This window comes from Streptomyces sp. NPDC055254 (genome assembly GCF_053606025.1).
Window position 1 is genome coordinate 48,597 of the sequence record NZ_JBSGQV010000002.1, and the last position, 19,831, is coordinate 68,427.

A 19,831-nucleotide genomic window follows, 5' to 3' on the forward strand; every position below is an offset into this window, starting at 1 on the left:
ACGTATGTCTTCTGACACTTCTTCCGCCCAGGCCATCGGTGACGTGGAAGGCGCGAGCCTCTACGACACCGACAACCCGGCGCCGTACATCGAGGCCCCGCGCAAGCGGACGTCGAAGACCCCGCGCTCGACGCGCGGCAACTTCGAGATGGCCGCGTGGCTCTTCATGCGCCTGTCGGGCATCGTGCTCGTCGTCCTGGTCATCGGCCACCTGCTGATCCAGCTGGTGCTCGACGGCGGCGTCTCCAAGATCGGCTTCGCCTTCGTGGCCGGCCGCTGGGCGTCCCCGTTCTGGCAGATCTGGGACCTGCTGATGCTGTGGCTGGCGATGCTGCACGGCGCCAACGGCCTGCGCACCGTCATCAACGACTACGCGGAGCGTGCCAACACGCGGCTGTGGCTGAAGGGCCTGCTCTACACCGCCACGGTGTTCACCATCCTTCTGGGCACGCTGGTGATCTTCACCTTCGACCCGAACATCCGCTAGGCAACGGGGCTGAGGCGAAACCAATGAAGATCCACAAGTACGACACCGTCATCGTCGGCGCGGGCGGCGCGGGCATGCGCGCCGCCATCGAGGCGACGAAGCGCAGCCGCACCGCCGTGCTGACGAAGCTCTACCCCACCCGCTCCCACACGGGCGCCGCGCAGGGCGGCATGGCCGCCGCGCTGGCCAACGTGGAAGAGGACAACTGGGAGTGGCACACCTTCGACACGGTCAAGGGCGGTGACTACCTGGTCGACCAGGACGCCGCCGAGATCCTGGCGAAGGAGGCCATCGACGCCGTCCTCGACCTGGAGAAGATGGGCCTGCCGTTCAACCGCACCCCGGACGGCACCATCGACCAGCGCCGCTTCGGCGGCCACTCGCGCAACCACGGCGAGGCGCCGGTCCGCCGGTCCTGCTACGCCGCGGACCGCACCGGTCACATGATCCTCCAGACGCTGTACCAGAACTGCGTCAAGGAGGGCGTGGAGTTCTTCAACGAGTTCTACGTCCTGGACCAGCTCATCGTCGAGGTCGACGGCGTCAAGAAGTCGGCCGGCGTGGTCGCGTACGAGCTCGCCACCGGCGAGATCCACGTGTTCCAGGCCAAGGCCGTCATCTACGCCTCCGGCGGCACCGGCAAGTTCTTCAAGGTGACCTCCAACGCGCACACCCTCACGGGTGACGGCCAGGCGGCCTGCTACCGCCGCGGCCTGCCGCTGGAGGACATGGAGTTCTTCCAGTTCCACCCGACGGGCATCTGGCGCATGGGCATCCTGCTGACGGAGGGCGCCCGCGGTGAGGGCGGCATCCTCCGCAACAAGGACGGCGAGCGCTTCATGGAGAAGTACGCGCCGGTCATGAAGGACCTCGCGTCCCGTGACGTCGTCTCGCGCTCCATCTACACCGAGATCCGCGAGGGCCGCGGCTGCGGCCCGGCCGGTGACCACGTGTACCTGGACCTGACGCACCTGCCGCCGGAGCAGCTCGACGCCAAGCTCCCGGACATCACCGAGTTCGCGCGCACCTACCTGGGCATCGAGCCGTACACGGACCCGATCCCGATCCAGCCCACCGCGCACTACGCCATGGGCGGCATCCCGACCAACGTCGAGGGTGAAGTCCTGCGCGACAACACCACCGTCGTCCCGGGCCTGTACGCGGCCGGCGAGGTCGCGTGCGTGTCGGTGCACGGCGCGAACCGCCTGGGCACCAACTCGCTGCTGGACATCAACGTCTTCGGCAAGCGCTCGGGCATCGCGGCGGCCAGGTACTCGCAGGAGAACGACTACGTCGAGCTCCCCGAGAACCCGGCCTCCCTGGTCGAGGAGCAGGTCGAGCGGCTGCGCAGCTCGACCGGGAACGAGCGGGTCGCCGACCTGCGCCTGGAGCTCCAGGAGACGATGGACGCGAACGTGATGGTGTTCCGCACGGAGCAGACCATCAAGACCGCGGTCGAGAAGATCGCGGAGTTGCGCGAGCGCTACAAGAACGTGTCCGTCCAGGACAAGGGCAAGCGCTTCAACACGGACCTGCTGGAAGCCATCGAGCTGGGCAACCTGCTCGACCTGGCCGAGGTCATGGCCGTGTCCGCGCTCGCGCGCAAGGAGTCCCGCGGCGGTCACTACCGCGAGGACTACCCGAACCGCGACGACGTCAACTTCATGCGCCACACCATGGCGTACCGCGAGGTCGGAGCCGACGGCTCGGACTCGATCCGGCTCGACTACAAGCCGGTCGTCACGACCCGCTACCAGCCGATGGAGCGTAAGTACTGATGGCTACCCCGACCCTGGACAAGATGGAGGCGGCGGCCGCGGCCTCGCCGTACATCACGGTCACCTTCCGGATCCGCCGCTTCAACCCCGAGATCTCGGACGAGTCCCAGTGGCAGGACTTCCAGATCGAGATCGACCCGAAGGAGCGCGTGCTCGACGGTCTCCACAAGATCAAGTGGGAGCTCGACGGCACGCTGACCTTCCGGCGCTCCTGTGCGCACGGCATCTGCGGCTCCGACGCGATGCGGATCAACGGCAAGAACAGGCTCGCCTGCAAGACGCTGATCAAGGACATCAACCCGGAGAAGCCCATCACGGTCGAGGCCATCAAGGGCCTCACGGTGATGAAGGACCTCATCGTCGACATGGAGCCCTTCTTCCAGGCGTACCGGGACGTCATGCCGTTCCTGGTCACCAAGGGCAACGAGCCGACGCGCGAGCGCCTGCAGTCCGCCGAGGACCGCGAGCGCTTCGACGACACCACCAAGTGCATCCTGTGCGCCGCGTGCACGTCCTCGTGCCCGGTGTTCTGGAACGACGGCCAGTACTTCGGCCCGGCGGCGATCGTCAACGCGCACCGCTTCATCTTCGACTCGCGCGACGAGGCCGGCGAGCAGCGGCTGGAGATCCTGAACGACAAGGACGGCGTGTGGCGCTGCCGCACGACCTTCAACTGCACCGACGCGTGCCCGCGCGGCATCGAGGTCACGAAGGCGATCCAGGAAGTCAAGCGCGCCCTGATCACGCGCCGCTTCTGATCCCGCCCCCTTCGAAGGCCCCGCCCCCGGCAACCACCGCGGGGGCGGGGCCTTCGGCGTACCCGCCCCCCGTGGTGTCGGCGATCGCCCGCGGCCCCCACCGGCCCCTGAACGGACGCTCGTTGAGGGGACGGCGGCGCGACCGGCGTACGGCGGGCGGCGGCGCTGTGGAAGGATCGGCCGTATGAGCGAGCAGCAGCCCAACCCGTACGCGAGCGAGCCCGGGCAGGGCGGCCAGTCCGGCGTGCCCGGCCAGGGCGACTACAGGTGGGGCCCCGGCGACCCCAGTTACGGGTACCCGCAGGCCTACCCGGGAGCCCCGGCGTACCAGCCGACCATCGGCGGCCCCGGTCTTCCCGCCCCCTTCTACGCGCCCGGGCCGGGCGCCGGCCCCGGGCTGTCCCTCGGGGACATCACCATCGCCGGGGACCAGATCATCACCCCGTCGGGCACGATGCCGCTCAAGGGCGCCATGTGGAACGCGACCGACTTCTCGCGCACCGAGGAGAAGATCCCGACCCACGCGATCGTGCTGGCCATCGTCTTCGCGCTGTTCTGCCTCATCGGCCTGCTGTTCCTGCTGATGAAGGAGAAGGTCACCACCGGCTACATCCAGATCACCGTCACCAGCGGCGGCCGGCACCACTCCACGATGATCCCGGCGGTCGACGCGTACACGTACGCCTGGGTGATGACGCAGATCAACTACGCCCGCTCGCTCAGCCTCTGACCCTCCGCCGCCCGTGCGGGCGGCGCTCGTCGCCCCCGCGCCGGCCGTCGGCGGCACCCCGCGCCCTTCGCTTGAACTTGTTCAAAAATGGCCCTAGAGTCAACGACGTCAGCAGTTGAACACGTTCAAGAGGGCTGGGGACAATGGATCTCACCGTGGTCGCGTACGTCATCTACCTGCTCATCAGCATCGGCCTCACCGCTTGGGTGGCCCGCACCCTCAGCCGCAACGGCCGGGTCTTCATCGGCGACGTCCTCCAGGGGAACGAGAAGCTCGCCGACGCCGTCAACCAGCTCCTGGTGGTCGGCTTCTACCTCGTCAACATCGGCTTCGTGACGCTCTACCTCCGCTCGGGCGAGGACATCGTCAAGGCCCGCGACCTCTTCGAGACCCTGTCGGTCAAGCTCGGCGTCGTCCTGCTGGTCCTCGGGGTCATGCACCTCGGCAACGTCTGGGTGCTGAACCGGATGCGCCGCCGGGGCATCATGGAGCGCCGGCAGACCCCGCCGGTCGCTCCCCAGGGCTGGACCGTGCCGGCCGGGGCCTGAGCGATGACCTCCCCGGCAGCGGTCAAAGGACTGACCGTCCTCTACGACGCCCACTGCCCGCTGTGCGTGCACATCCGGCACTGGCTGATCGGACAGCCGTGGCTGGTCCCGCTCACCCTGGTCCCCGCCGCGTCGTACGAGGCGCGGCGGCGGTTCCCCGGGCTCGACCCCGCCTCGACGCTCAAGGAGATCACCGTCATCGGGGACTCCGGGCAGGTGTGGACCGGGACCGACGCCTTCATCATGTGCCTGTGGGCCCTGGTCGAGCACCGGCCGAAGGCCAACTGGCTCGCCACGCCCGCCGGACGGCCCTTCGCCCGGGCCGCGATGCACACCGCCGCGAAGTGGCGGCAGGCGGTGCGGACCGGGGATCACCCCCAGGGCCCGCAAGCACCGGCCTGTGACGACCAGTGCTCCGTGCCCGGATAGGCTCGTGCACCGTGACTGATCAGAAGGCTCCCAAGAGCGAGCAGACCCGCACGCTCATCCTCGAAACCGCGCTCCGCCTCTTCCAGGAGCGCGGTTTCGACAAGACGACGATGCGGGGTATCGCGAAGGAGGCCGGCGTCTCGGTCGGCAACGCCTACTACTACTTCGAGTCGAAGGAACACCTGGTCCAGGGGTTCTACGACCGGATCGGCGCCGCCCACCAGGCAGCGGTCAGGCCCATCCTCGACCACGAGAGCGACCTTCAGAAGCGACTCGCGGGTGTGCTCACGAGCTGGATGGACATCGCCGCCCCCTACCACGAGTTCGCCTCGCAGTTCTTCAAGAACGCCGCGGACCCGGAGAGTCCGCTCAGCCCCTTCTCCCCCGAGTCGGAACCGGCGCGCCAGGCCGCCATCGCCATCCACCGCGAGGTGCTGGCGGGCGCGAAGACCAAGGTGCCGGCCGAATTGGCCGACGTACTGCCCGAGCTGATGTGGCTCTCGCAGATGGGCCTGGTCCTGTACTGGGTCTTCGACCGGTCGCCGAACAGCGAGAAGACGCGGCGGCTCGCCGAGCGCGGTGCGCAGCTGACGACGCGCGGCATCGTCCTGGCCCGGTTCCGGGTGCTGCGGCCGCTGGTGCGGGAAGTGCACGAGCTGTTCGCGGACTTCCTGCCGGGCATGGCCCAGGCGACGACCTCCCGCAAGAAGGCCTCGGCCCCGGACCCGGACCCCGTCTGACGGCAGCCGCCCGAACGCGGCCGCCGGGCCCGGTCAGGCCTGGTACGAGGCGAGCTCGACGACGGTGATGTCCGACGGCGCCCCGACCCGGACCGGGGGCCCCCAGGCGCCGGCCCCGCGGGACACGTACAGCTGGGTGTCGCCGTAGCGCTCCAGCCCGGCGACGGTGGGGTTGGCCAGCTCGGCCAGGTAGTTGCCGGGCCAGAGCTGGCCGCCGTGGGTGTGGCCGGAGAGCTGGAGGTCGACGCCGTGCCGGACCGCGTCGTGGATGACGACGGGCTGGTGCGCGAGGAGGACGGCGGCGCGCGAGCGGTCGCGGTCGCCGAGGGCCGCGCCGAAGTCGGGGCCGCTGCCCTCGGCCTCGCCGGCGATGTCGTTCACGCCCGCCAGATCGAAGTGCGGAAGCGCGCGGCGGGCGTTCTCCAGCGGGTTCAGCCCGAGTTCGCGGACGTGGTCGACCCACTGCTCGGCACCGGAGAAGTACTCGTGGTTCCCCGTGACGAAGTACGTGCCGTGGCGGGCGCTGAGGTGGCGCAGCGGCTCGGCGGCGGGGCCGAGGTCGTGGACGTCGCCGTCCACGAGGTCACCCACGATGGCGATGAGGTCGGGCTGGGTGCGGTTGACGGTCTCGACGATGCGCTGCGCGTGGGCGCGGCCGAGGACCGGGCCGAGGTGGACGTCGCTGACGACGGCGATCCGGAAGCCGTGCGCGGCGCGCGGCAGCTTGGCCAGGGGGACGCGCACGCGCCGCACGCTCGGGCCGCGCAGCACCGTGTGGGCGCCGTTGCCGACGGTGGCGAGGGCCACCGCGGCGGCAGCCCCGCCGACCGTGCGCGCCACGAACCGGCGGCGGGTCAGGTCGCGCGCGGCGGAGTCGGTGGACCCTTCGGAGCCGACGGACGCGAGGGACGCCGTGGACACCGTCGACCCGGCCGCCGGGGCCGGCGCCGTCGACACGGAGGCCGTCGCCGCGGCGCCCGGGTCCCCGGCCGCGTCCCGCATCGCGGGACCCCCGGGGACGGTCTCCGGGACCGGTTGCGCGGCCGCGGCGGCCCCGTTCACCGCTCCGGGCGTCCGGTGGGCCAGACGGCGGAGCGACAACGCGCGGATCGGCTCCGCGACCAGCATCGTCAGGGTCAGGTACAGGAGCACCGCGAGCCACAGGAACCCGGGCCAGGACACCGCCTGCTGGAGCCGGAACGGCGCGCCGGCGCGGCCCGAGGTCAGGGCGGCCGCAGAGAGGACGGGCAGCACGATGGCCAAGGCCGTGCCGATGCGGCGGGGCAGCCCGCCGGGGGCGGTGGTGTCGCGGACCAGGCGGACCCACAGCCAGCGGTGCACCAGCACGAGCAGGGCGATCACCGCCGCCGCGATCAGTACGAAGAGCACGGCCTTCATGCCGAGGCCCCCTTGCCCGCGTCCGTCCCGGTACCTGGAGCGCGCCGCAGTGCCCGCACCCCGCGCAACCCGATCACACCCACGGCCGTCCCCAGGAGGAAGGACGTCACCGCGAGCGCCAGGTGCACCCAGAAGTAGGAAGTGGGATCGCCCGCCGCGTCAAACGCCAGGCCACTGCCGTTCTTCCACAGGTTCCGGACGAAAGACACCCAGATGAACCAGCTCCACACCCCGAAGGCGAGCAGGAACCACGAGGCGGTGCGGCTGAGTTTCATGCCCTCAGTATCGGATTCCTCGCCGGGGCGGACACGCCGGGGTGGGCTGTCCCGGCGGTGGTTGCGCCGAAATGGCCGCCCCGGGGCGCCGGAGTGGTCATCGGGATGTACTTTCACCTGCGTGTCTGTAAAGAAGACCGCACTGACGGTCCTGTCCGCCGCATTGCTGGTCCCCGGCATGCTGGTGGCCCCCGCGCACGGCGCGCCGACCCCCCCGGCCCCGCCGGCCGACGGCAAGGGCGGCCCGGTGAAGGCCCCGAAGGCCCCGGTCGCGGTCGTGCCCCCGGCGTCGATGTCCACGGTCGGCGGCTCACTGCTCGGCCGACCGGGTACCCAGGTCGACCTGCTGCCCGGGGCCCCCGCCCTGCCCACGAACCTGACGGGCCGGTCGTGGATCGTGGCGGACGCCGAGACCGGCGAGGTCCTGGCGGCGCACAACGCCCACTGGCGGCTGCCCCCGGCCTCCACCATGAAGATGCTCTTCGCGGACACCCTGCTGCCCAACCTCCCCAAGGACCGGGTCCACAAGGTCAGCGACCAGGACATGGAGGGCGTCGGCCCGGGCAGCAGTCTGGTCGGGGTCAAGGAGGACCACGAGTACAGCGTCCACGACCTGTGGCTCGGAGTGTTCCTGCGATCGGGCAATGACGCCGTGCACGTCCTCTCGGCCATGAACGGCGGCATCGAGAAGACCGTCAAGGACATGCAGGCGCACGCCGAGGAGCTCCAGGCCCTGGACACCCACGTCATCTCCCCGGACGGCTACGACGCCCCCGAGCAGGTGTCGAGCGCGTACGACCTCACCCTCATCGCCCGCTCCGGGTTGCAGAAGCAGGACTTCCGCGAGTACTGCGGCACGGTCGAGGCGAAGTTCCCGGGTCGGCAGGAGACCGGGAAGCCGCGCGACGCGTTCGAGATCCAGAACACCAACCGGCTGATGACGGGCGCGGGCGGCATCTCCCCCTACAAGGGCATCGCCGGCGTGAAGAACGGCAACACCACCATGGCCGGCTCCACCTTCACCGGCGCCGCCCAGAAGGGCGACCGGAAGCTGCTGGTCACGGTGATGAACCCGGGCGCGGGCGGCGCAAACTCCGTCTACGAGGAGACCGCCGCGCTCTTCGACTGGGGTTTCGCCGCGGCCGGGAAGGTCAAGCCGGTGGGTGAGCTGGTGCCGCCGAAGAGCGCGGACACCACCCCCCACGGCTCCCCCGCCCAGTCGCACGAGAACAACCCGTTCGCGGGCGGCCCCGGCGCGAGCGGCGGCCTCGGTACGGCGCTGGGCGTCGCGGGCGGCGCTCTGGCCGCGCTGGCGGGCGGCGCCTTCGTGGTCAACCGCCGCCGGCCCCGGGGCCGGCGCGAAGCCGATGGGACCTGACCCGGTCCCCCGGCGGCCCGCGCTACGGCCGGGCCGCCGCCGGCTCCGGGTCCTCCGCGCCGTCGCCGTCCGCGTCGTCGCCGGTCGCGCCGTTGCCGGTCGCGTCATCGCCGGTCGCGTCGTCGCCGGTCGCGGTCCAGGCCGCGACGAAGAGCAGCAGTTTCGCCGTGAAGTTGATCCAGAGCAGCAAGGCGATCGGCACGCCGAAAGCTCCGTACATGCTCTTCGCGGCGACCTCCCGCATATAGCCGCTGAGCAGCAGTTTCAGCAGTTCGAAGCCCGCGGCCCCGATGAGGGCCGCCTGGATCAGGCGACCGCGCGGCGGTTCCACCCCGGGCAGCAGGGTCAGGACGTACAGCAGCAACAGGAAGGCCGCCAGCACGCCCACCAGGAAGGCGCCGCCGCGCAGCAGCGCGCCACCCGCGCCCTCCCTCGGGATGCCCAGCCACGCGGCGGACTTGCCGACGGCGCTGGCGCCGAAGATCGAGGCGGCGGCCGAGGCCAGGACCACGCCGCCGAGGCCGAGCAGCACGAGGGTGTCCTTGCCCTTGCGCGCGAACGGGTTCCCCTCGTCCTCGTCGTCCTTCTCCCACACCGCGCGCAGGCAGTCGCGCATCGCGCCGATCCATCCGATGCCGGTGAACAGCAGGACGGCGCCCGCGACCAGGCCGACGGTGCCCGCGTTGGCCACGAGGGCGTCGAGGTCCAACTGGTCGGAGATGCCCGGGACCTGCTCGGCGAGGCTCTTCTGCAACGTGTCCAGCTGCTCCTGGCTGAGCAGCGCGGCTCCGACGGCGGCGGCCACCGTGATCAGCGGGAAGAGCGCGAGGAAGCTGATGAAGGTGATCGCGGCGGCGAGCCGGCTCCAGTGCACGCGGTCGAGGCGCTCGTAGGAACGCCACCCGTGGGTGCGCATGAGACGGGCCGCCAGCGGCCCGATCACCGGGAGTTTCGTCAGCCAGTCCATGGAGTCACCGTAAATGAGCTGCCGGAAATAGCCAGGATTGTCGCATTCGGGGACTACGGTCGTCGATTGTGACTTTTCGCCCCACGGCTCGTCCGTTCCACACCCTCGTCCTGCGCGGGCTCAGGTACCGCGCCCGGCAGACCCTGCGACCGCTCCGTCAGGAGGGCCGCGCGCTCGGCCGCCCGGCCGCCTCGTCCGCCGGCGACCCGGGCTGTGCCGGAACGCCCGTCGGGCCGGTCCCGAAGGGGTACTCGCGCAGCTTGCGCCAGACCCCGTCCGAGCCCTGCTCGTAGAGCGCGAAGCCCTCGCAGACCCACTCCGCCGCGTACGCGCAGAGGGTCGTGGAGGCCAGGTCCATCGCCTCCTCGGAGATCCCGTGGGCGACCGTGACGTGGGGGTGGTACGGGAAGGCCAGCTCGCGGTCGAGCGGGCCGCCGGGGTCGCGCAGCTCGCCCTGGAGACGGGTGCACCCGGCGGCGCCCTCGACCACCTGGACGAAGACCACCGGCGACAGGGGGCGGAAGGTGCCCGTCCCGGCCAGCCGCATCCCGAAGGCCCGGAAGGACGCCGCGACCTGCGCGAGGTGGGCCCGGATCAGCGGCAGCCGGTCCGCCTCCACCTCGGTGGGCGGTACGAGGGTGACGTGCGTGGGGATGCCGTGCGCGGCGGCGTCCCCGAAGCCGGCGCGCAGCTGCTGGAGCTGGCTGCCGTACGGCTCCGGGACCGCGATCGAAACGCCGAGCGTTACGGTCCCCACGTATCTCTCCTCCGCTTGTCTGCTTGGAACGCTGCCGCCCCAGTGTGGCGGCAGTGCCCCCGGTCCCGCCAGGGCCGTCGGCCCCGGCTTGCGCCCGTCAGTGCTTGGCGGGCAGGAAACCGAGCCGGTCGTACGTCTGCGCGAGGGTCTCGGCGGCCACCGCGCGGGCCTTCTCCGCGCCCTTGGCCAGGATCGAGTCCAGCGTCTCCGGGTCGTCCAGGTATTCCTGGGTGCGCTGCTGGAAGGGTGTGACGAAATCGACCATCACGCCGGCCAGGTCGGTCTTCAGCGCGCCGTAGCCCTTGCCCTCGTACTTCTCCTCCAGGGCCGCGACCGTCTCACCCGTGAGGGTGGAGTAGATCGTGAGCAGGTTGCTGATCCCGGGCTTCTTCTCGGCGTCGAAGCGGATCTCCGCCTCGGTGTCGGTGACCGCGCTCTTGATCTTCTTCGCGGTGACCTTGGGCTCGTCGAGGAGGTTGATCAGGCCCTTGGGCGACGACGCCGACTTCGACATCTTGATCGCCGGGTCCTGGAGGTCGTAGATCTTCGCGACCTCCTTGACGATGTGCGCGGCGGGGAGCGTGAACGTCTGACCGAAGCGCTGGTTGAAGCGCTCGGCCAGGTCGCGGGTCAGCTCGATGTGCTGGCGCTGGTCCTCGCCCACGGGGACGGCGTTCGCCTGGTAGAGCAGGATGTCGGCGACCTGGAGGATCGGGTACGTGAACAGGCCGACGGTGGCGTTGTTGGCGCCCTGCTTGGCGGACTTGTCCTTGAACTGGGTCATCCGGCCGGCCTCGCCGAAACCGGTGATGCAGTTCATGACCCAGCCGAGCTGCGCGTGCTCGGGCACGTGGCTCTGGATGAAGAGCGTGCAGCGGTCCGGGTCCAGGCCGGCGGCGAGCAGCTGCGCGGCGGAGAGCCGGGTGTTCGCGCGGAGGTCCTTCGGATCCTGCGGCATGGTGATCGCGTGCAGGTCGACGACCATGTAGAACGCGTCGTGCGTCTCCTGGAGGGCGACGTACTGGCGGATGGCTCCGAGGTAGTTCCCGAGGTGGAACGAACCGGAGGTGGGCTGGATGCCGGAGAGCGCGCGAGGACGATCAGAAGCCATGGCCCCATTCTCTCAGGTGCGGCGGCTGACTCCGGCCCGCGCCGGCCGGAACCCTCCGGGTCGCGGAACCGGGTGAGGCGGGGATCACACCCCCCGCCCCACCGCCGTCCGGGCCCCGCCCACGTACCGGGCAGTAGCGGGGCGTCCGGATCCCGCCTCGGCCGAGCGACCGCTTTCCTCGCAGGAGGGTCGACCGCCCGGCGGGGGCGCGGGGTCCGCCGGGCGGGGCCCCGTTCCGCGGGCCCCGCCGGCGATGGGGGCCCGGGTCAGGAGAGGGGGAGGCCCGGGGCCGGGAAGGCGGCCATCAGGGACGCGACCTCCGCGCGGACCGCGGACAGGGCCGGCTCGTCCCCCTTCGCGGCCGCGTCGACCGAGCGCGAGATCCAGTCGGCGACCTGCGGCATGTGCTCGGCGGACAGGCCCCGCGACGTCAGCGACGGCGTCCCGATCCGCACCCCCGAGGGGTCGAACGGCTTGCGGGGGTCGAACGGGACCGTGTTGTAGTTCACCACGATCCCGGCCCGGTCCAACGCCTTCGCCGCGATCTTGCCCGGGACGTCCTTGCCCGTCAGGTCGATCAGGATCAGGTGGTTGTCGGTACCGCCCGAGACGAGGTCGAAGCCCCGCTCCAGCAGCGCCGCCGCCAGCGCCTTGGCGTTGGCGACGACCGCGTGCGCGTACGCGGTGAACGCCGGCTGCGCCGCCTCGTGCAGGGCCACCGCGATACCGGCGGTGGTCTGGTTGTGCGGGCCGCCCTGGAGGCCGGGGAAGACCGCCTTGTCGATGGCCTTCGCGTGCTCCTCGCGGCACATCAGCATCGCGCCGCGCGGACCGCGCAGCGTCTTGTGCGTGGTCGTGGAGACGACGTCCACGTGCCCGACCGGGGAGGGGTGCGCGCCGCCCGCGATCAGGCCCGCGATGTGGGCCACGTCCGCGACCAGGATCGAGCCCGCCTCCGCGGCGATGGACGCGAAGGCCGCGAAGTCGATGGTCCTCGGCAGGGCGGTACCGCCACAGAAGATGATCTTCGGGCGTTCGGCCAGGGCCAGCTCGCGCACCGCGTCGTAGTCGATCAGCCCGGTGTCGGCCCGGACGCCGTACTGGACGCCGCGGAACCACGAGCCCGTCGCCGAGACGCCCCAGCCGTGGGTGAGGTGCCCGCCCATCGGGAGGGCCATGCCCATCACCGTGTCGCCCGGCTTCGCGAAGGCCAGGTACACCGCCAGGTTGGCCGGGGAGCCGGAGTACGGCTGGACGTTGGCGTGGTCCACGCCGAACAGGCCCTTCGCCCGCTCCACCGCGAGGGCCTCGACGCGGTCGATGTTCTGCTGGCCCTCGTAGTAGCGGCGGCCGGGGTAGCCCTCGCTGTACTTGTTCTGCAGCACGGTGCCCGAGGCTTCGAGGACGGCAGCGGAGACGTAGTTCTCACTGGGGATCAGGCGGAGCGTCTCCGCCTGGAGTACTTCTTCCGCAGCGACGTAGGACGCCAGTTCGGGGTCGGTCGCGGACAGGGCGGGATGGCGGCTCGCGGACATGCGGGCTCCTCCGGGGTCGATGTGATCGGTACCCCGCGAGGCCCAGGCGAGCGGCCCTGTGTGCGGTCGAGCGCGCACGACTCCCCCGGAGTTGGTTCTCCGTACGCCAGTCGCCGTGCGTACCGCCCACCTTAGCGGGCGCGTCACGGGAGAGGTTTCTGCGTCCGGTATACGAGCGACGATAAGAAGGTGACGCCACTCTCGTCACCGGCTCACCCGGCAAGACCGACGATCGGAGACCCCGTGTCGACAACTGCTGATGCCATCCGTTCCACCGAGGCGCACAGCGCGCACACTTATCACCCGCTGCCCGTGGTCGTCGCCTCCGCGGAGGGCGCGTGGATGACCGACGTGGAGGGCCGCAGGTACCTCGACATGCTCGCCGGGTACTCGGCGCTCAACTTCGGGCACGGCAACCGCCGCCTGATCGACGCGGCCCGGGCCCAGCTGGAGCGGGTGACACTGACGTCGCGGGCCTTCCACCACGACCGGTTCGCCGACTTCTGCGCCGAACTCGCCGCGCTCTGCGGCAAGGACATGGTGCTGCCCATGAACACCGGGGCGGAGGCCGTGGAGACGGCCGTCAAGACCGCCCGCAAGTGGGGCTACGAGGTCAAGGGGGTGCCGGACGGGCACGCCAAGATCGTGGTCGCCGCCGACAACTTCCACGGGCGGACCACCACGATCGTCTCCTTCTCCACCGACCACGAAGCGCGCGACCACTTCGGGCCCTACACCCCGGGCTTCGAGATCGTGCCCTACGGCGACCTCACCGCGCTCGCCCGCGCGGTCACCGAGAACACCGTCGCCGTACTGCTGGAGCCGATCCAGGGCGAGGCCGGGGTGCTGGTGCCGCCGCCCGGGTACCTGAGCGGCGTACGGGAACTGACGCGCGAGCGGAACGTCCTTTTCATGGCGGACGAGATCCAGTCGGGGCTCGGCCGCACCGGCCGGACCTTCGCCTGCGAGCACGAGGGCGTCGTCCCGGACGTGTACATCCTCGGCAAGGCCCTCGGCGGCGGGGTGGTGCCCGTGTCGGCCGTCGTCGCCGACCGGGACGTGCTCGGCGTGTTCCGCCCCGGCGAGCACGGGTCCACCTTCGGCGGGAACCCGCTCGCCTGCGCCGTCGCCCTGGAGGTCGTGGCGATGCTCCGGACCGGCGAGTACCAGCAGCGGGCCGCCGAGCTGGGCGACCACCTGCACCGGGAGCTGGGCCTGCTGGTCGGCGGGGGCGGCGTGACCGCCGTCCGCGGGCGCGGCCTGTGGGCGGGGGTGGACATCGACCCGGCCCGCGGGACGGGCCGGGAGATCTCCGAGAAGCTGATGGAGCTGGGCGTCCTGGCGAAGGACACCCACGGGTCCACGATCCGGCTGGCCCCTCCGCTGGTGATCAGCAAGGAGGACCTGGACTGGGGGCTGGAGCAGCTCCGGTCCGTCCTGGTGTAGCGGCGGCCGCCGCTACAGGATGACGTGGGGCAGGAAGCGGGCGTACTCGTCCGTGACCGGCCCCGCGGACTCGCGGATGCCGAGCCCCGCCGCCTCGTCCTCGACGACCCACGCGCCGAGCACCACCCGGTTGCCGTCGAAGTCGGGCAGCGGGGCGAGGCCCTGGAAGCAGTACCGCTCCCCCTCCTGGGGGACGAACGGGTCCGCGCCGTCCGCCGCGTGGAGGGTCACCCCGGCGCCCTCGCGGCCGAGCAGCGGCTTGGCCGCGTAGCCCGAGGACCCCGGCTCGGCCAGCTCGCGCGGACCGTCGAGGTAGGCGGGCAGCAGGTTGGGGTGCTCCGGGAAGAGCTCCCACAGGATCGCCAGCAGCGCCTTGTTGGACAGCAGCATCTTCCACAGCGGCTCGATCCAGCAGGTGGTGCCGGAGCCGCCGCCGTGGTCGTACGTGTCGAGGACCTGCGGGGCGAACTGGTCCGTGGCCATCCACTCCCACGGATAGAGCTTGAAGCAGCTGCGGATGAAGCGGAGCTTCTCGTCGACGAACCGGCCGGACAGGCTGTCCCAGCCGATCTGCTCGACGGACAGGGCCTGCGTGTCGAGTCCGGCCTGCTCGGCGGTCTCCTGGAGGTAGGCGACCGTCATCAGGTCCTCGCCCAGCTCGTCGCTCTCGGAGTGCGCGAAGTGCACGGGGCCCGGCGGCAGCAGTTCCGCCTGCCGGCGCCAGGCGTCGACGAGCCGCTCGTGGAGGGAGTTCCACTGGTCGGCGCCGGGGAAGCGCTCCTCCATCCAGAACCACTGCGGACTGGCCGCCTCCACCAGGGAGGTCGGGGTGTCCGCGTTGTACTCCAGCATCTTGGCCGGGCTGCCGCTGCCGTCGTAGCGCAGGTCGAACCGGCCGTAGAGGGAGGGCTGTTCGGCGCGCCGCCGCCAGGACTCGGCGATCCGGGCCGCCAGCACGGGGTCGGTGATGCCGAGGTCGGCGAAGCGGTCCCGCTCGACGATGTGCGCGGCCGCGGCCAGGCACATGGCGTGCAGCTCCTCGACGACGTTCTCCAGGGCCTCGACCTCGGGGAGCGTGAAGGAGTAGTACGCGCTCTCGTCCCAGTAGGGGCGCAGGGTGTCGTCGGGGTAGCGGGTGAGGGGGTAGATCAGCCCCTGTTCCTCGACCGTCTTCTGCCAGTCTGGGCGGGGCTCGATGGTGTGCCGCTTCATCGGTGTGCAGTTCCCTCGGGTTCTGGGGGTGCTGGAGCGTCCGGTCGCGGGGCTCCCGGGGTGCCTCAGCCGCCGCTGGAGCCGGAGCTGCTCTTGCCGAGGCCGTTGCGGGTGACGGCCGACTTGTCGAAGCTGCCGCCGGAGACCTTGCCGGCGACGACCGTGCCGCCGTAGTAGTGCGAGCCGCGGCCGCCGCTCTTGCACTCCTTGTTGTTGAGCTTCTCCAGCGTGGTGCGCGACGCGCAGCGCTTGTCCGGCTCGTCGCTGCTGCCGCAGGCGACGAGCGTGGCCGCGAGCAGTCCCATTCCGCCGAGCGCGACGGCTCCGGAACGCATCCGACGCTGGTTGGTGCTGGTGCTGTCCATGTCTGCTGCTCCCCCTAGTGGCGTGCTGCGGACAGACTAGAGCGGCGCCCCCGGCCGATGGAATCCGGACGCCGTGAGATCCGTGACCTACAGTCACTTCGTGCTTATTGGGATGGTTTGCGCGCTCGGCGCGGCGGTCTGTTTCGGTACGGCGTCCGTACTGCAGGCGATGGCGGCCCGCGCGGCGGAGCCCGGCACGGGGTCCGGGGTGGACCCGGCGCTCCTGCTGCGGGCCCTGCGCCAGTGGCGGTACCTGGCCGGTCTGGCACTGGACGGGGCCGGGTTCGTCCTCCAGATCGTCGCCCTGCGCCACGTCCCGATCTACGCGGTCGGCGCGGCGCTGGCCGCCAGCCTGGCGGTCACGGCGGTGGTCGCGGCGCGGCTGCTGCGGATCCGGCTGTCCCGTACGGAGTGGGGCGCCGTGGGGGTGGTCTGCGCGGGCCTGCTGATGCTGGGACTCGCGGCCGGCGAGGAGGGCGAGGGCACCGGTTCGCCCGCACTGGAGCTGGGGCTGCTGGTGGTGGCGGTACTGGTGCTGCTGGTGGGAGCGGCGGCGGGGCGGCTCCCGGACGGTCCGCGCGCCCTGACGCTGGGTCTGGCGGCCGGGACGGGCTTCGGCGTGGTGGAGGTCGCGGTGCGACTCATCGACGGGTTCTCCGCGGAGGAGCTGCGCAACCCGGCCCTGTACGCGCTCCTGCTCGGCGGTGGCGCGGGCTTCCTGCTCCTCACCTCGGCGCTGCAGCGCGGCTCGGTGACGGCGGCGACGGCCGGCATGGTGCTCGGCGAGACGATCGGCCCGGCGGTGGTGGGCGTGGTCTGGCTCGGCGACCGCACCCGCGAGGGCCTGGCCTGGCTCGCCGTCCTGGGCTTCGCGGTCGCCGTCGCCGGCGCCCTCGCCCTCGCCCGCTTCGGCGAACCCCCGCCCGCGGTGGCCCCCGCCGCCGACCCCGCCGACCCCTCAGGCCCGGACGGCCTGTGAGGCGCGGAGCCCGGGGAGCCGGCGACCCGCCCCGGCCCGGTGCCCGGACGGAAGCCGAAAGGCCCCGGCGCGGTGCGCCGGGGCCTTCGGGTTCAGCTGTGCCGCTCGGCCGGTCAGATCAGGCCGAGCTCGCGGACCGCGTCGCGCTCCTCGACGAGCTCCCGCACGGACGCGTCGATGCGCGCACGGGAGAACTCGTTGATGTCCAGGCCCTGGACGATCTCGTACGCACCGTCGCGGGTGGTGACGGGGAAGGACGAGATGATGCCCTCCGGGACGCCGTAGGAGCCGTCCGACGGGATGCCCATGGAGGTCCAGTCGCCCGCGGCGGTGCCGTTCACCCAGGTGTGCACGTGGTCGATGGCGGCGTTGGCGGCCGAGGCGGCCGAGGACGCGCCACGGGCCTCGATGATCGCGGCGCCGCGCTTGGCGACGGTCGGGATGAAGGTGTCGGCGAGCCACAGCTCGTCGTTCACGACCTCGGCGGCGTTCTTGCCGGCGATCTCCGCGTGGAAGACGTCCGGGTACTGGGTGGCCGAGTGGTTGCCCCAGATGGTCAGGCGCTTGATGTCGGTGACATCGGCGCCGGTCTTCTTGGCGAGCTGCGAGATCGCGCGGTTGTGGTCCAGGCGGGTCATCGCGGTGAAGCGCTCGGCCGGTACGTCCGGGGCGGCGGCCTGCGCGATGAGCGCGTTGGTGTTGGCCGGGTTGCCCACGACCAGGACCTTGATGTCGTCCGCGGCGTGGTCGTTGATGGCCTTGCCCTGCGGCTTGAAGATGCCGCCGTTGGCGGAGAGCAGGTCGCCGCGCTCCATGCCCTTGGTGCGCGGGCGGGCGCCGACGAGCAGCGCGACGTTGGCACCCTCGAAGCCCTGGTTCGGGTCGTCGAAGATGTCGATGCCCTTGAGCAGCGGGAAGGCGCAGTCGTCGAGCTCCATGGCGGTGCCCTCAGCGGCCTTCATGCCCTGCGGGATCTCCAGAAGCCGGAGCTTCACCGGCACGTCCGCGCCGAGGAGGTGACCGGACGCGATGCGGAAGAGCAGGGCGTAGCCGATCTGGCCGGCGGCGCCGGTGACGGTGACATTCACGGGAGTGCGGGTCATGGCCTTCTCCGTTAGACAGCTGGCGGTGGGGCGTCCCTGCCCCATGTGCTGGGCCCCAAGTGCTGGGAGGACGCCGCTCCCCTGTCCTGTGAATCTTGACGTGAAGAGACATCCGCGGTCAGGCTATCCGACCCGGGCGGGGGTCGACCCCCCGCCCGGTGTGGTGCGCGGCACACGCGATCCGCGGGTTCGAAGGTCCACGGGCGGGATCGGCCCTGCTTTCAGGGCTCGCCGGCACCCTCCGGGGCCACTCCACCAGGTGGATCCGGCCCACCCGGTGTCCTTCGATCGACTTGACGCACGCGTTCGCCGCGCGGCCGACCGGCACGGCGTCGAAGCAGGCGAAGGCGAGGAACTGACGCTGCGCCACCCCGGCTGCGCCGCGCATCGTGCGGGCCGACCCGGAGGAGGCCGCGCCCCGGCCCGGACGGCGCCGTCCGTTACCGGACGGTGAAGCGGACGGCGCTCTCCAGGAAGGGGATCTCCAGCCACGGCTTGGGCGCGGCGATCACCAGGGCGAGCAGGGTGATCGCGACCCCCAGCAGCCCGTACGTGACCATGTCCGTGAAGCGGGAGCGCACCGCGAGCATCCCCACCGAGGGGAGCAGCCGCCGCAGCACGGAGGCCGCGATCAGGGCGATCCCGATCGTCAGGCAGCCGATCCGGGGGTGCCCCACGGCCGTGGCCAGCAGCCCGGCCGCCGTCGCCGTCAGCACGGCGAGCATCGGCCACTGGCGGGCCGGCGCGGAGACCGCGCCGCTGATGGCGCGGCCGCTGCCTTCGGGGCGGGCGGTGGTCCGGGTGACGGACGGGAAGCGGCGCGACCGCGCGGCGCCCCCGGGCGCCTCCGGGCGGGCGGTGTCGCCCGGCCCGGCGGGGGCGCCGGCCGCGCCGTCGGCCGGCAGGTCCGCCGGTCCCGCGTCGGGGTCAGCCTTCACCGATGGTCCGTTCCGCCGCCTCGACGACGTTCACGAGCAGCTGCGCCCGGGTCATCGGACCGACGCCGCCCGGGTTGGGGGAGATCCAGCCGGCCACCTCGGCGACGCCGGGGTGCACGTCGCCCACGATCTTCCCGCTCTCGTCGCGGCTGACGCCGACGTCGAGGACGGCCGCGCCCGGCTTCACGTCCTCGGGCTTGACCAGGTGAGGCACGCCCGCCGCCGCGACCACGATGTCCGCCCGGCGCAGCAGCCCGGACAGGTCGCGCGTACCGGTGTGGCACAGCGTCACGGTGGCGTTCTCGGATTTGCGGGTCAGCAACAGACCGATCGAGCGTCCGACGGTGATGCCGCGGCCGAGGACGACGACGTGCGCGCCGTTGATCTCGACCCCGTGGTGGCGCAGCAGTTCGACGATCCCGTACGGGGTGCAGGGCAGCGGACCCGGCTCGTTCAGCACCAGCCGGCCGAGCGAGGTGGGGTGCAGGCCGTCGGCGTCCTTCGCCGGATCCATCAGCTCCAGGATCCGGTTGGTGTCGATGCCCTTGGGCAGCGGCAGTTGGACGATGTAGCCCGTGCACCGGGGGTCGGCGTTGAGTTCGCGCACGACCTCCTCGATGTCCTCCTGGGAGGCGGTCGCGGGCAGTTCGCGCTGGATGGAGGCGATGCCGACCTCGGCGCAGTCCTTGTGCTTGCCGTTGACGTACCAGCGGCTGCCCGGATCGTCACCGACCAGGACGGTGCCGAGGCCGGGGGTGATGCCCCGGGCCTTCAGGGCCGCCACACGGGCGGTCAGTTCGGACTTGATCGCGGCGGCGGTGGCCTTGCCATCGAGAATCTGGGCGGTCATGGACCCATCCTCCCGGATGGAGTGGTCCTGGTTCCAGTCAAGGGCCT

21 protein-coding genes and 1 riboswitch are annotated in these 19,831 nt (G+C 71.5%); of the genes, 10 read left to right on the top strand and 11 right to left on the bottom strand.

Going from position 1 to position 19,831, the window contains the following annotated elements:
- Positions 1-4 precede the first annotated feature (4 nt).
- The 7 genes from ACWFQ8_RS02420 to ACWFQ8_RS02450 all read left to right on the top strand — a co-directional run bounded on the left by ACWFQ8_RS02420 (position 5) and on the right by ACWFQ8_RS02450 (position 5,470).
- Positions 5-487, top strand: a complete 483-nt coding sequence (locus ACWFQ8_RS02420) for a succinate dehydrogenase hydrophobic membrane anchor subunit (RefSeq protein ID WP_384534633.1) — start codon at positions 5-7, stop codon at positions 485-487.
- 23 nt (positions 488-510) lie between these two features.
- A complete protein-coding gene (gene sdhA, locus ACWFQ8_RS02425; protein ID WP_453784336.1) occupies positions 511-2,265 on the top strand; it encodes a succinate dehydrogenase flavoprotein subunit in 1,755 nt (584 codons plus the stop codon).
- Complete coding sequence (locus ACWFQ8_RS02430; protein WP_453784337.1) at positions 2,265-3,023, top strand: succinate dehydrogenase iron-sulfur subunit; 759 nt, start codon at positions 2,265-2,267, stop codon at positions 3,021-3,023. Before sdhA ends, ACWFQ8_RS02430 begins: the two co-directional genes overlap by 1 nt.
- Positions 3,024-3,207: 184 nt before the next feature.
- A complete protein-coding gene (locus ACWFQ8_RS02435; RefSeq protein ID WP_453784338.1) occupies positions 3,208-3,753 on the top strand; it encodes a hypothetical protein in 546 nt (181 codons plus the stop codon).
- A 143-nt stretch (positions 3,754-3,896) separates the two neighbouring features.
- Positions 3,897-4,301, top strand: coding sequence for a hypothetical protein (locus ACWFQ8_RS02440; protein ID WP_453784339.1), 405 nt, complete (start codon positions 3,897-3,899; stop codon positions 4,299-4,301).
- A gap of 3 nt (positions 4,302-4,304) precedes the next feature.
- Positions 4,305-4,730: a thiol-disulfide oxidoreductase DCC family protein gene (locus ACWFQ8_RS02445; RefSeq protein WP_453784340.1), complete on the top strand. Its 426-nt coding sequence runs from the start codon at positions 4,305-4,307 to the stop codon at positions 4,728-4,730.
- A gap of 11 nt (positions 4,731-4,741) precedes the next feature.
- A complete protein-coding gene (locus ACWFQ8_RS02450; protein WP_453784341.1) occupies positions 4,742-5,470 on the top strand; it encodes a TetR family transcriptional regulator in 729 nt (242 codons plus the stop codon).
- Positions 5,471-5,503: 33 nt separating this feature from the next.
- Here the strand turns inward: ACWFQ8_RS02450 and ACWFQ8_RS02455 are convergent, their stop codons facing one another.
- Complete coding sequence (locus ACWFQ8_RS02455; RefSeq protein WP_453784342.1) at positions 5,504-6,868, bottom strand: metallophosphoesterase; 1,365 nt, start codon at positions 6,866-6,868, stop codon at positions 5,504-5,506.
- Positions 6,865-7,143: an SCO4848 family membrane protein gene (locus tag ACWFQ8_RS02460; RefSeq protein WP_453784343.1), complete on the bottom strand. Its 279-nt coding sequence runs from the start codon at positions 7,141-7,143 to the stop codon at positions 6,865-6,867. Before ACWFQ8_RS02460 ends, ACWFQ8_RS02455 begins: the two co-directional genes overlap by 4 nt.
- A 121-nt stretch (positions 7,144-7,264) precedes the next feature.
- Here ACWFQ8_RS02460 and ACWFQ8_RS02465 point away from each other — a divergent pair, with 121 nt between their 5' ends.
- On the top strand, positions 7,265-8,521 hold the full coding sequence (locus ACWFQ8_RS02465) for a D-alanyl-D-alanine carboxypeptidase family protein (protein ID WP_453784344.1): 1,257 nt from the start codon (positions 7,265-7,267) through the stop codon (positions 8,519-8,521).
- A gap of 22 nt (positions 8,522-8,543) precedes the next feature.
- On the opposite strand, the gene ACWFQ8_RS02470 is transcribed toward ACWFQ8_RS02465, so the two are convergent.
- The 4 genes from ACWFQ8_RS02470 to ACWFQ8_RS02485 all read right to left on the bottom strand — a co-directional run bounded on the left by ACWFQ8_RS02470 (position 8,544) and on the right by ACWFQ8_RS02485 (position 12,891).
- Positions 8,544-9,488 carry a YihY/virulence factor BrkB family protein gene (locus ACWFQ8_RS02470; protein ID WP_453784345.1) on the bottom strand — a complete coding sequence of 315 codons (945 nt, stop codon included), beginning with the start codon at positions 9,486-9,488 and terminating at the stop codon, positions 8,544-8,546.
- A gap of 157 nt (positions 9,489-9,645) precedes the next feature.
- Positions 9,646-10,245 carry a 2'-5' RNA ligase family protein gene (locus ACWFQ8_RS02475; protein ID WP_453784346.1) on the bottom strand — a complete coding sequence of 200 codons (600 nt, stop codon included), beginning with the start codon at positions 10,243-10,245 and terminating at the stop codon, positions 9,646-9,648.
- Positions 10,246-10,342: 97 nt separating this feature from the next.
- Complete coding sequence (trpS, locus tag ACWFQ8_RS02480) at positions 10,343-11,356, bottom strand: tryptophan--tRNA ligase (protein WP_453784347.1); 1,014 nt, start codon at positions 11,354-11,356, stop codon at positions 10,343-10,345.
- A 266-nt stretch (positions 11,357-11,622) separates the two neighbouring features.
- Positions 11,623-12,891 (bottom strand): serine hydroxymethyltransferase, encoded by a 1,269-nt coding sequence (locus ACWFQ8_RS02485; protein WP_453784348.1) that lies wholly within the window; start codon positions 12,889-12,891, stop codon positions 11,623-11,625.
- Between the two features lie 33 nt (positions 12,892-12,924).
- A riboswitch (ZMP/ZTP riboswitch) is annotated at positions 12,925-13,015 on the bottom strand.
- A 119-nt stretch (positions 13,016-13,134) separates the two neighbouring features.
- Between ACWFQ8_RS02485 and rocD the strand changes: the two genes are divergently transcribed.
- Positions 13,135-14,337: an ornithine--oxo-acid transaminase gene (gene rocD / locus ACWFQ8_RS02490; protein ID WP_453784349.1), complete on the top strand. Its 1,203-nt coding sequence runs from the start codon at positions 13,135-13,137 to the stop codon at positions 14,335-14,337.
- 12 nt (positions 14,338-14,349) lie between these two features.
- Here the strand turns inward: rocD and ACWFQ8_RS02495 are convergent, their stop codons facing one another.
- Together ACWFQ8_RS02495 and ACWFQ8_RS02500 are read right to left on the bottom strand one after the other, a co-directional pair.
- Positions 14,350-15,549, bottom strand: coding sequence for a glutathionylspermidine synthase family protein (locus tag ACWFQ8_RS02495; RefSeq protein WP_453784350.1), 1,200 nt, complete (start codon positions 15,547-15,549; stop codon positions 14,350-14,352).
- A gap of 65 nt (positions 15,550-15,614) precedes the next feature.
- The gene (locus ACWFQ8_RS02500) at positions 15,615-15,914 is read right to left on the bottom strand and encodes a hypothetical protein (protein WP_453784351.1); all 300 of its coding nucleotides are present in this window, start codon (positions 15,912-15,914) and stop codon (positions 15,615-15,617) included.
- A gap of 112 nt (positions 15,915-16,026) precedes the next feature.
- Here ACWFQ8_RS02500 and ACWFQ8_RS02505 point away from each other — a divergent pair, with 112 nt between their 5' ends.
- Positions 16,027-16,893, top strand: a complete 867-nt coding sequence (locus ACWFQ8_RS02505) for a DMT family transporter (protein ID WP_453784614.1) — start codon at positions 16,027-16,029, stop codon at positions 16,891-16,893.
- Between the two features lie 113 nt (positions 16,894-17,006).
- Here ACWFQ8_RS02505 and ACWFQ8_RS02510 read toward each other — a convergent pair whose 3' ends face one another.
- From ACWFQ8_RS02510 to ACWFQ8_RS02520, 3 genes are all read right to left on the bottom strand, one after another.
- On the bottom strand, positions 17,007-17,996 hold the full coding sequence (locus ACWFQ8_RS02510; protein ID WP_453784352.1) for a malate dehydrogenase: 990 nt from the start codon (positions 17,994-17,996) through the stop codon (positions 17,007-17,009).
- 440 nt (positions 17,997-18,436) lie between these two features.
- A complete protein-coding gene (locus ACWFQ8_RS02515; protein WP_453784353.1) occupies positions 18,437-18,934 on the bottom strand; it encodes a DUF3017 domain-containing protein in 498 nt (165 codons plus the stop codon).
- Entirely contained in the window at positions 18,924-19,784 is an 861-nt protein-coding gene (locus ACWFQ8_RS02520; RefSeq protein ID WP_453784354.1) for a bifunctional methylenetetrahydrofolate dehydrogenase/methenyltetrahydrofolate cyclohydrolase, read from the bottom strand. The genes ACWFQ8_RS02515 and ACWFQ8_RS02520 overlap by 11 nt, the downstream gene beginning before the upstream one ends.
- Positions 19,785-19,831 lie beyond the last annotated feature (47 nt).

Coding starts and splice junctions, on each gene's coding strand:
- ACWFQ8_RS02420 (WP_384534633.1), top strand. CDS start 5: ATGTCTTCTGACACTTCTTCCGCCCAGGCCATCGGTGACGTGGAAGGC.
- sdhA (WP_453784336.1), top strand. CDS start 511: ATGAAGATCCACAAGTACGACACCGTCATCGTCGGCGCGGGCGGCGCG.
- ACWFQ8_RS02430 (WP_453784337.1), top strand. CDS start 2,265: ATGGCTACCCCGACCCTGGACAAGATGGAGGCGGCGGCCGCGGCCTCG.
- ACWFQ8_RS02435 (WP_453784338.1), top strand. CDS start 3,208: ATGAGCGAGCAGCAGCCCAACCCGTACGCGAGCGAGCCCGGGCAGGGC.
- ACWFQ8_RS02440 (WP_453784339.1), top strand. CDS start 3,897: ATGGATCTCACCGTGGTCGCGTACGTCATCTACCTGCTCATCAGCATC.
- ACWFQ8_RS02445 (WP_453784340.1), top strand. CDS start 4,305: ATGACCTCCCCGGCAGCGGTCAAAGGACTGACCGTCCTCTACGACGCC.
- ACWFQ8_RS02455 (WP_453784342.1), bottom strand. CDS start 6,868: ATGAAGGCCGTGCTCTTCGTACTGATCGCGGCGGCGGTGATCGCCCTG.
- ACWFQ8_RS02460 (WP_453784343.1), bottom strand. CDS start 7,143: ATGAAACTCAGCCGCACCGCCTCGTGGTTCCTGCTCGCCTTCGGGGTG.
- ACWFQ8_RS02470 (WP_453784345.1), bottom strand. CDS start 9,488: ATGGACTGGCTGACGAAACTCCCGGTGATCGGGCCGCTGGCGGCCCGT.
- trpS (WP_453784347.1), bottom strand. CDS start 11,356: ATGGCTTCTGATCGTCCTCGCGCGCTCTCCGGCATCCAGCCCACCTCC.
- ACWFQ8_RS02485 (WP_453784348.1), bottom strand. CDS start 12,891: ATGTCCGCGAGCCGCCATCCCGCCCTGTCCGCGACCGACCCCGAACTG.
- ACWFQ8_RS02495 (WP_453784350.1), bottom strand. CDS start 15,549: ATGAAGCGGCACACCATCGAGCCCCGCCCAGACTGGCAGAAGACGGTC.
- ACWFQ8_RS02500 (WP_453784351.1), bottom strand. CDS start 15,914: ATGGACAGCACCAGCACCAACCAGCGTCGGATGCGTTCCGGAGCCGTC.
- ACWFQ8_RS02505 (WP_453784614.1), top strand. CDS start 16,027: ATGGTTTGCGCGCTCGGCGCGGCGGTCTGTTTCGGTACGGCGTCCGTA.
- ACWFQ8_RS02510 (WP_453784352.1), bottom strand. CDS start 17,996: ATGACCCGCACTCCCGTGAATGTCACCGTCACCGGCGCCGCCGGCCAG.
- ACWFQ8_RS02520 (WP_453784354.1), bottom strand. CDS start 19,784: ATGACCGCCCAGATTCTCGATGGCAAGGCCACCGCCGCCGCGATCAAG.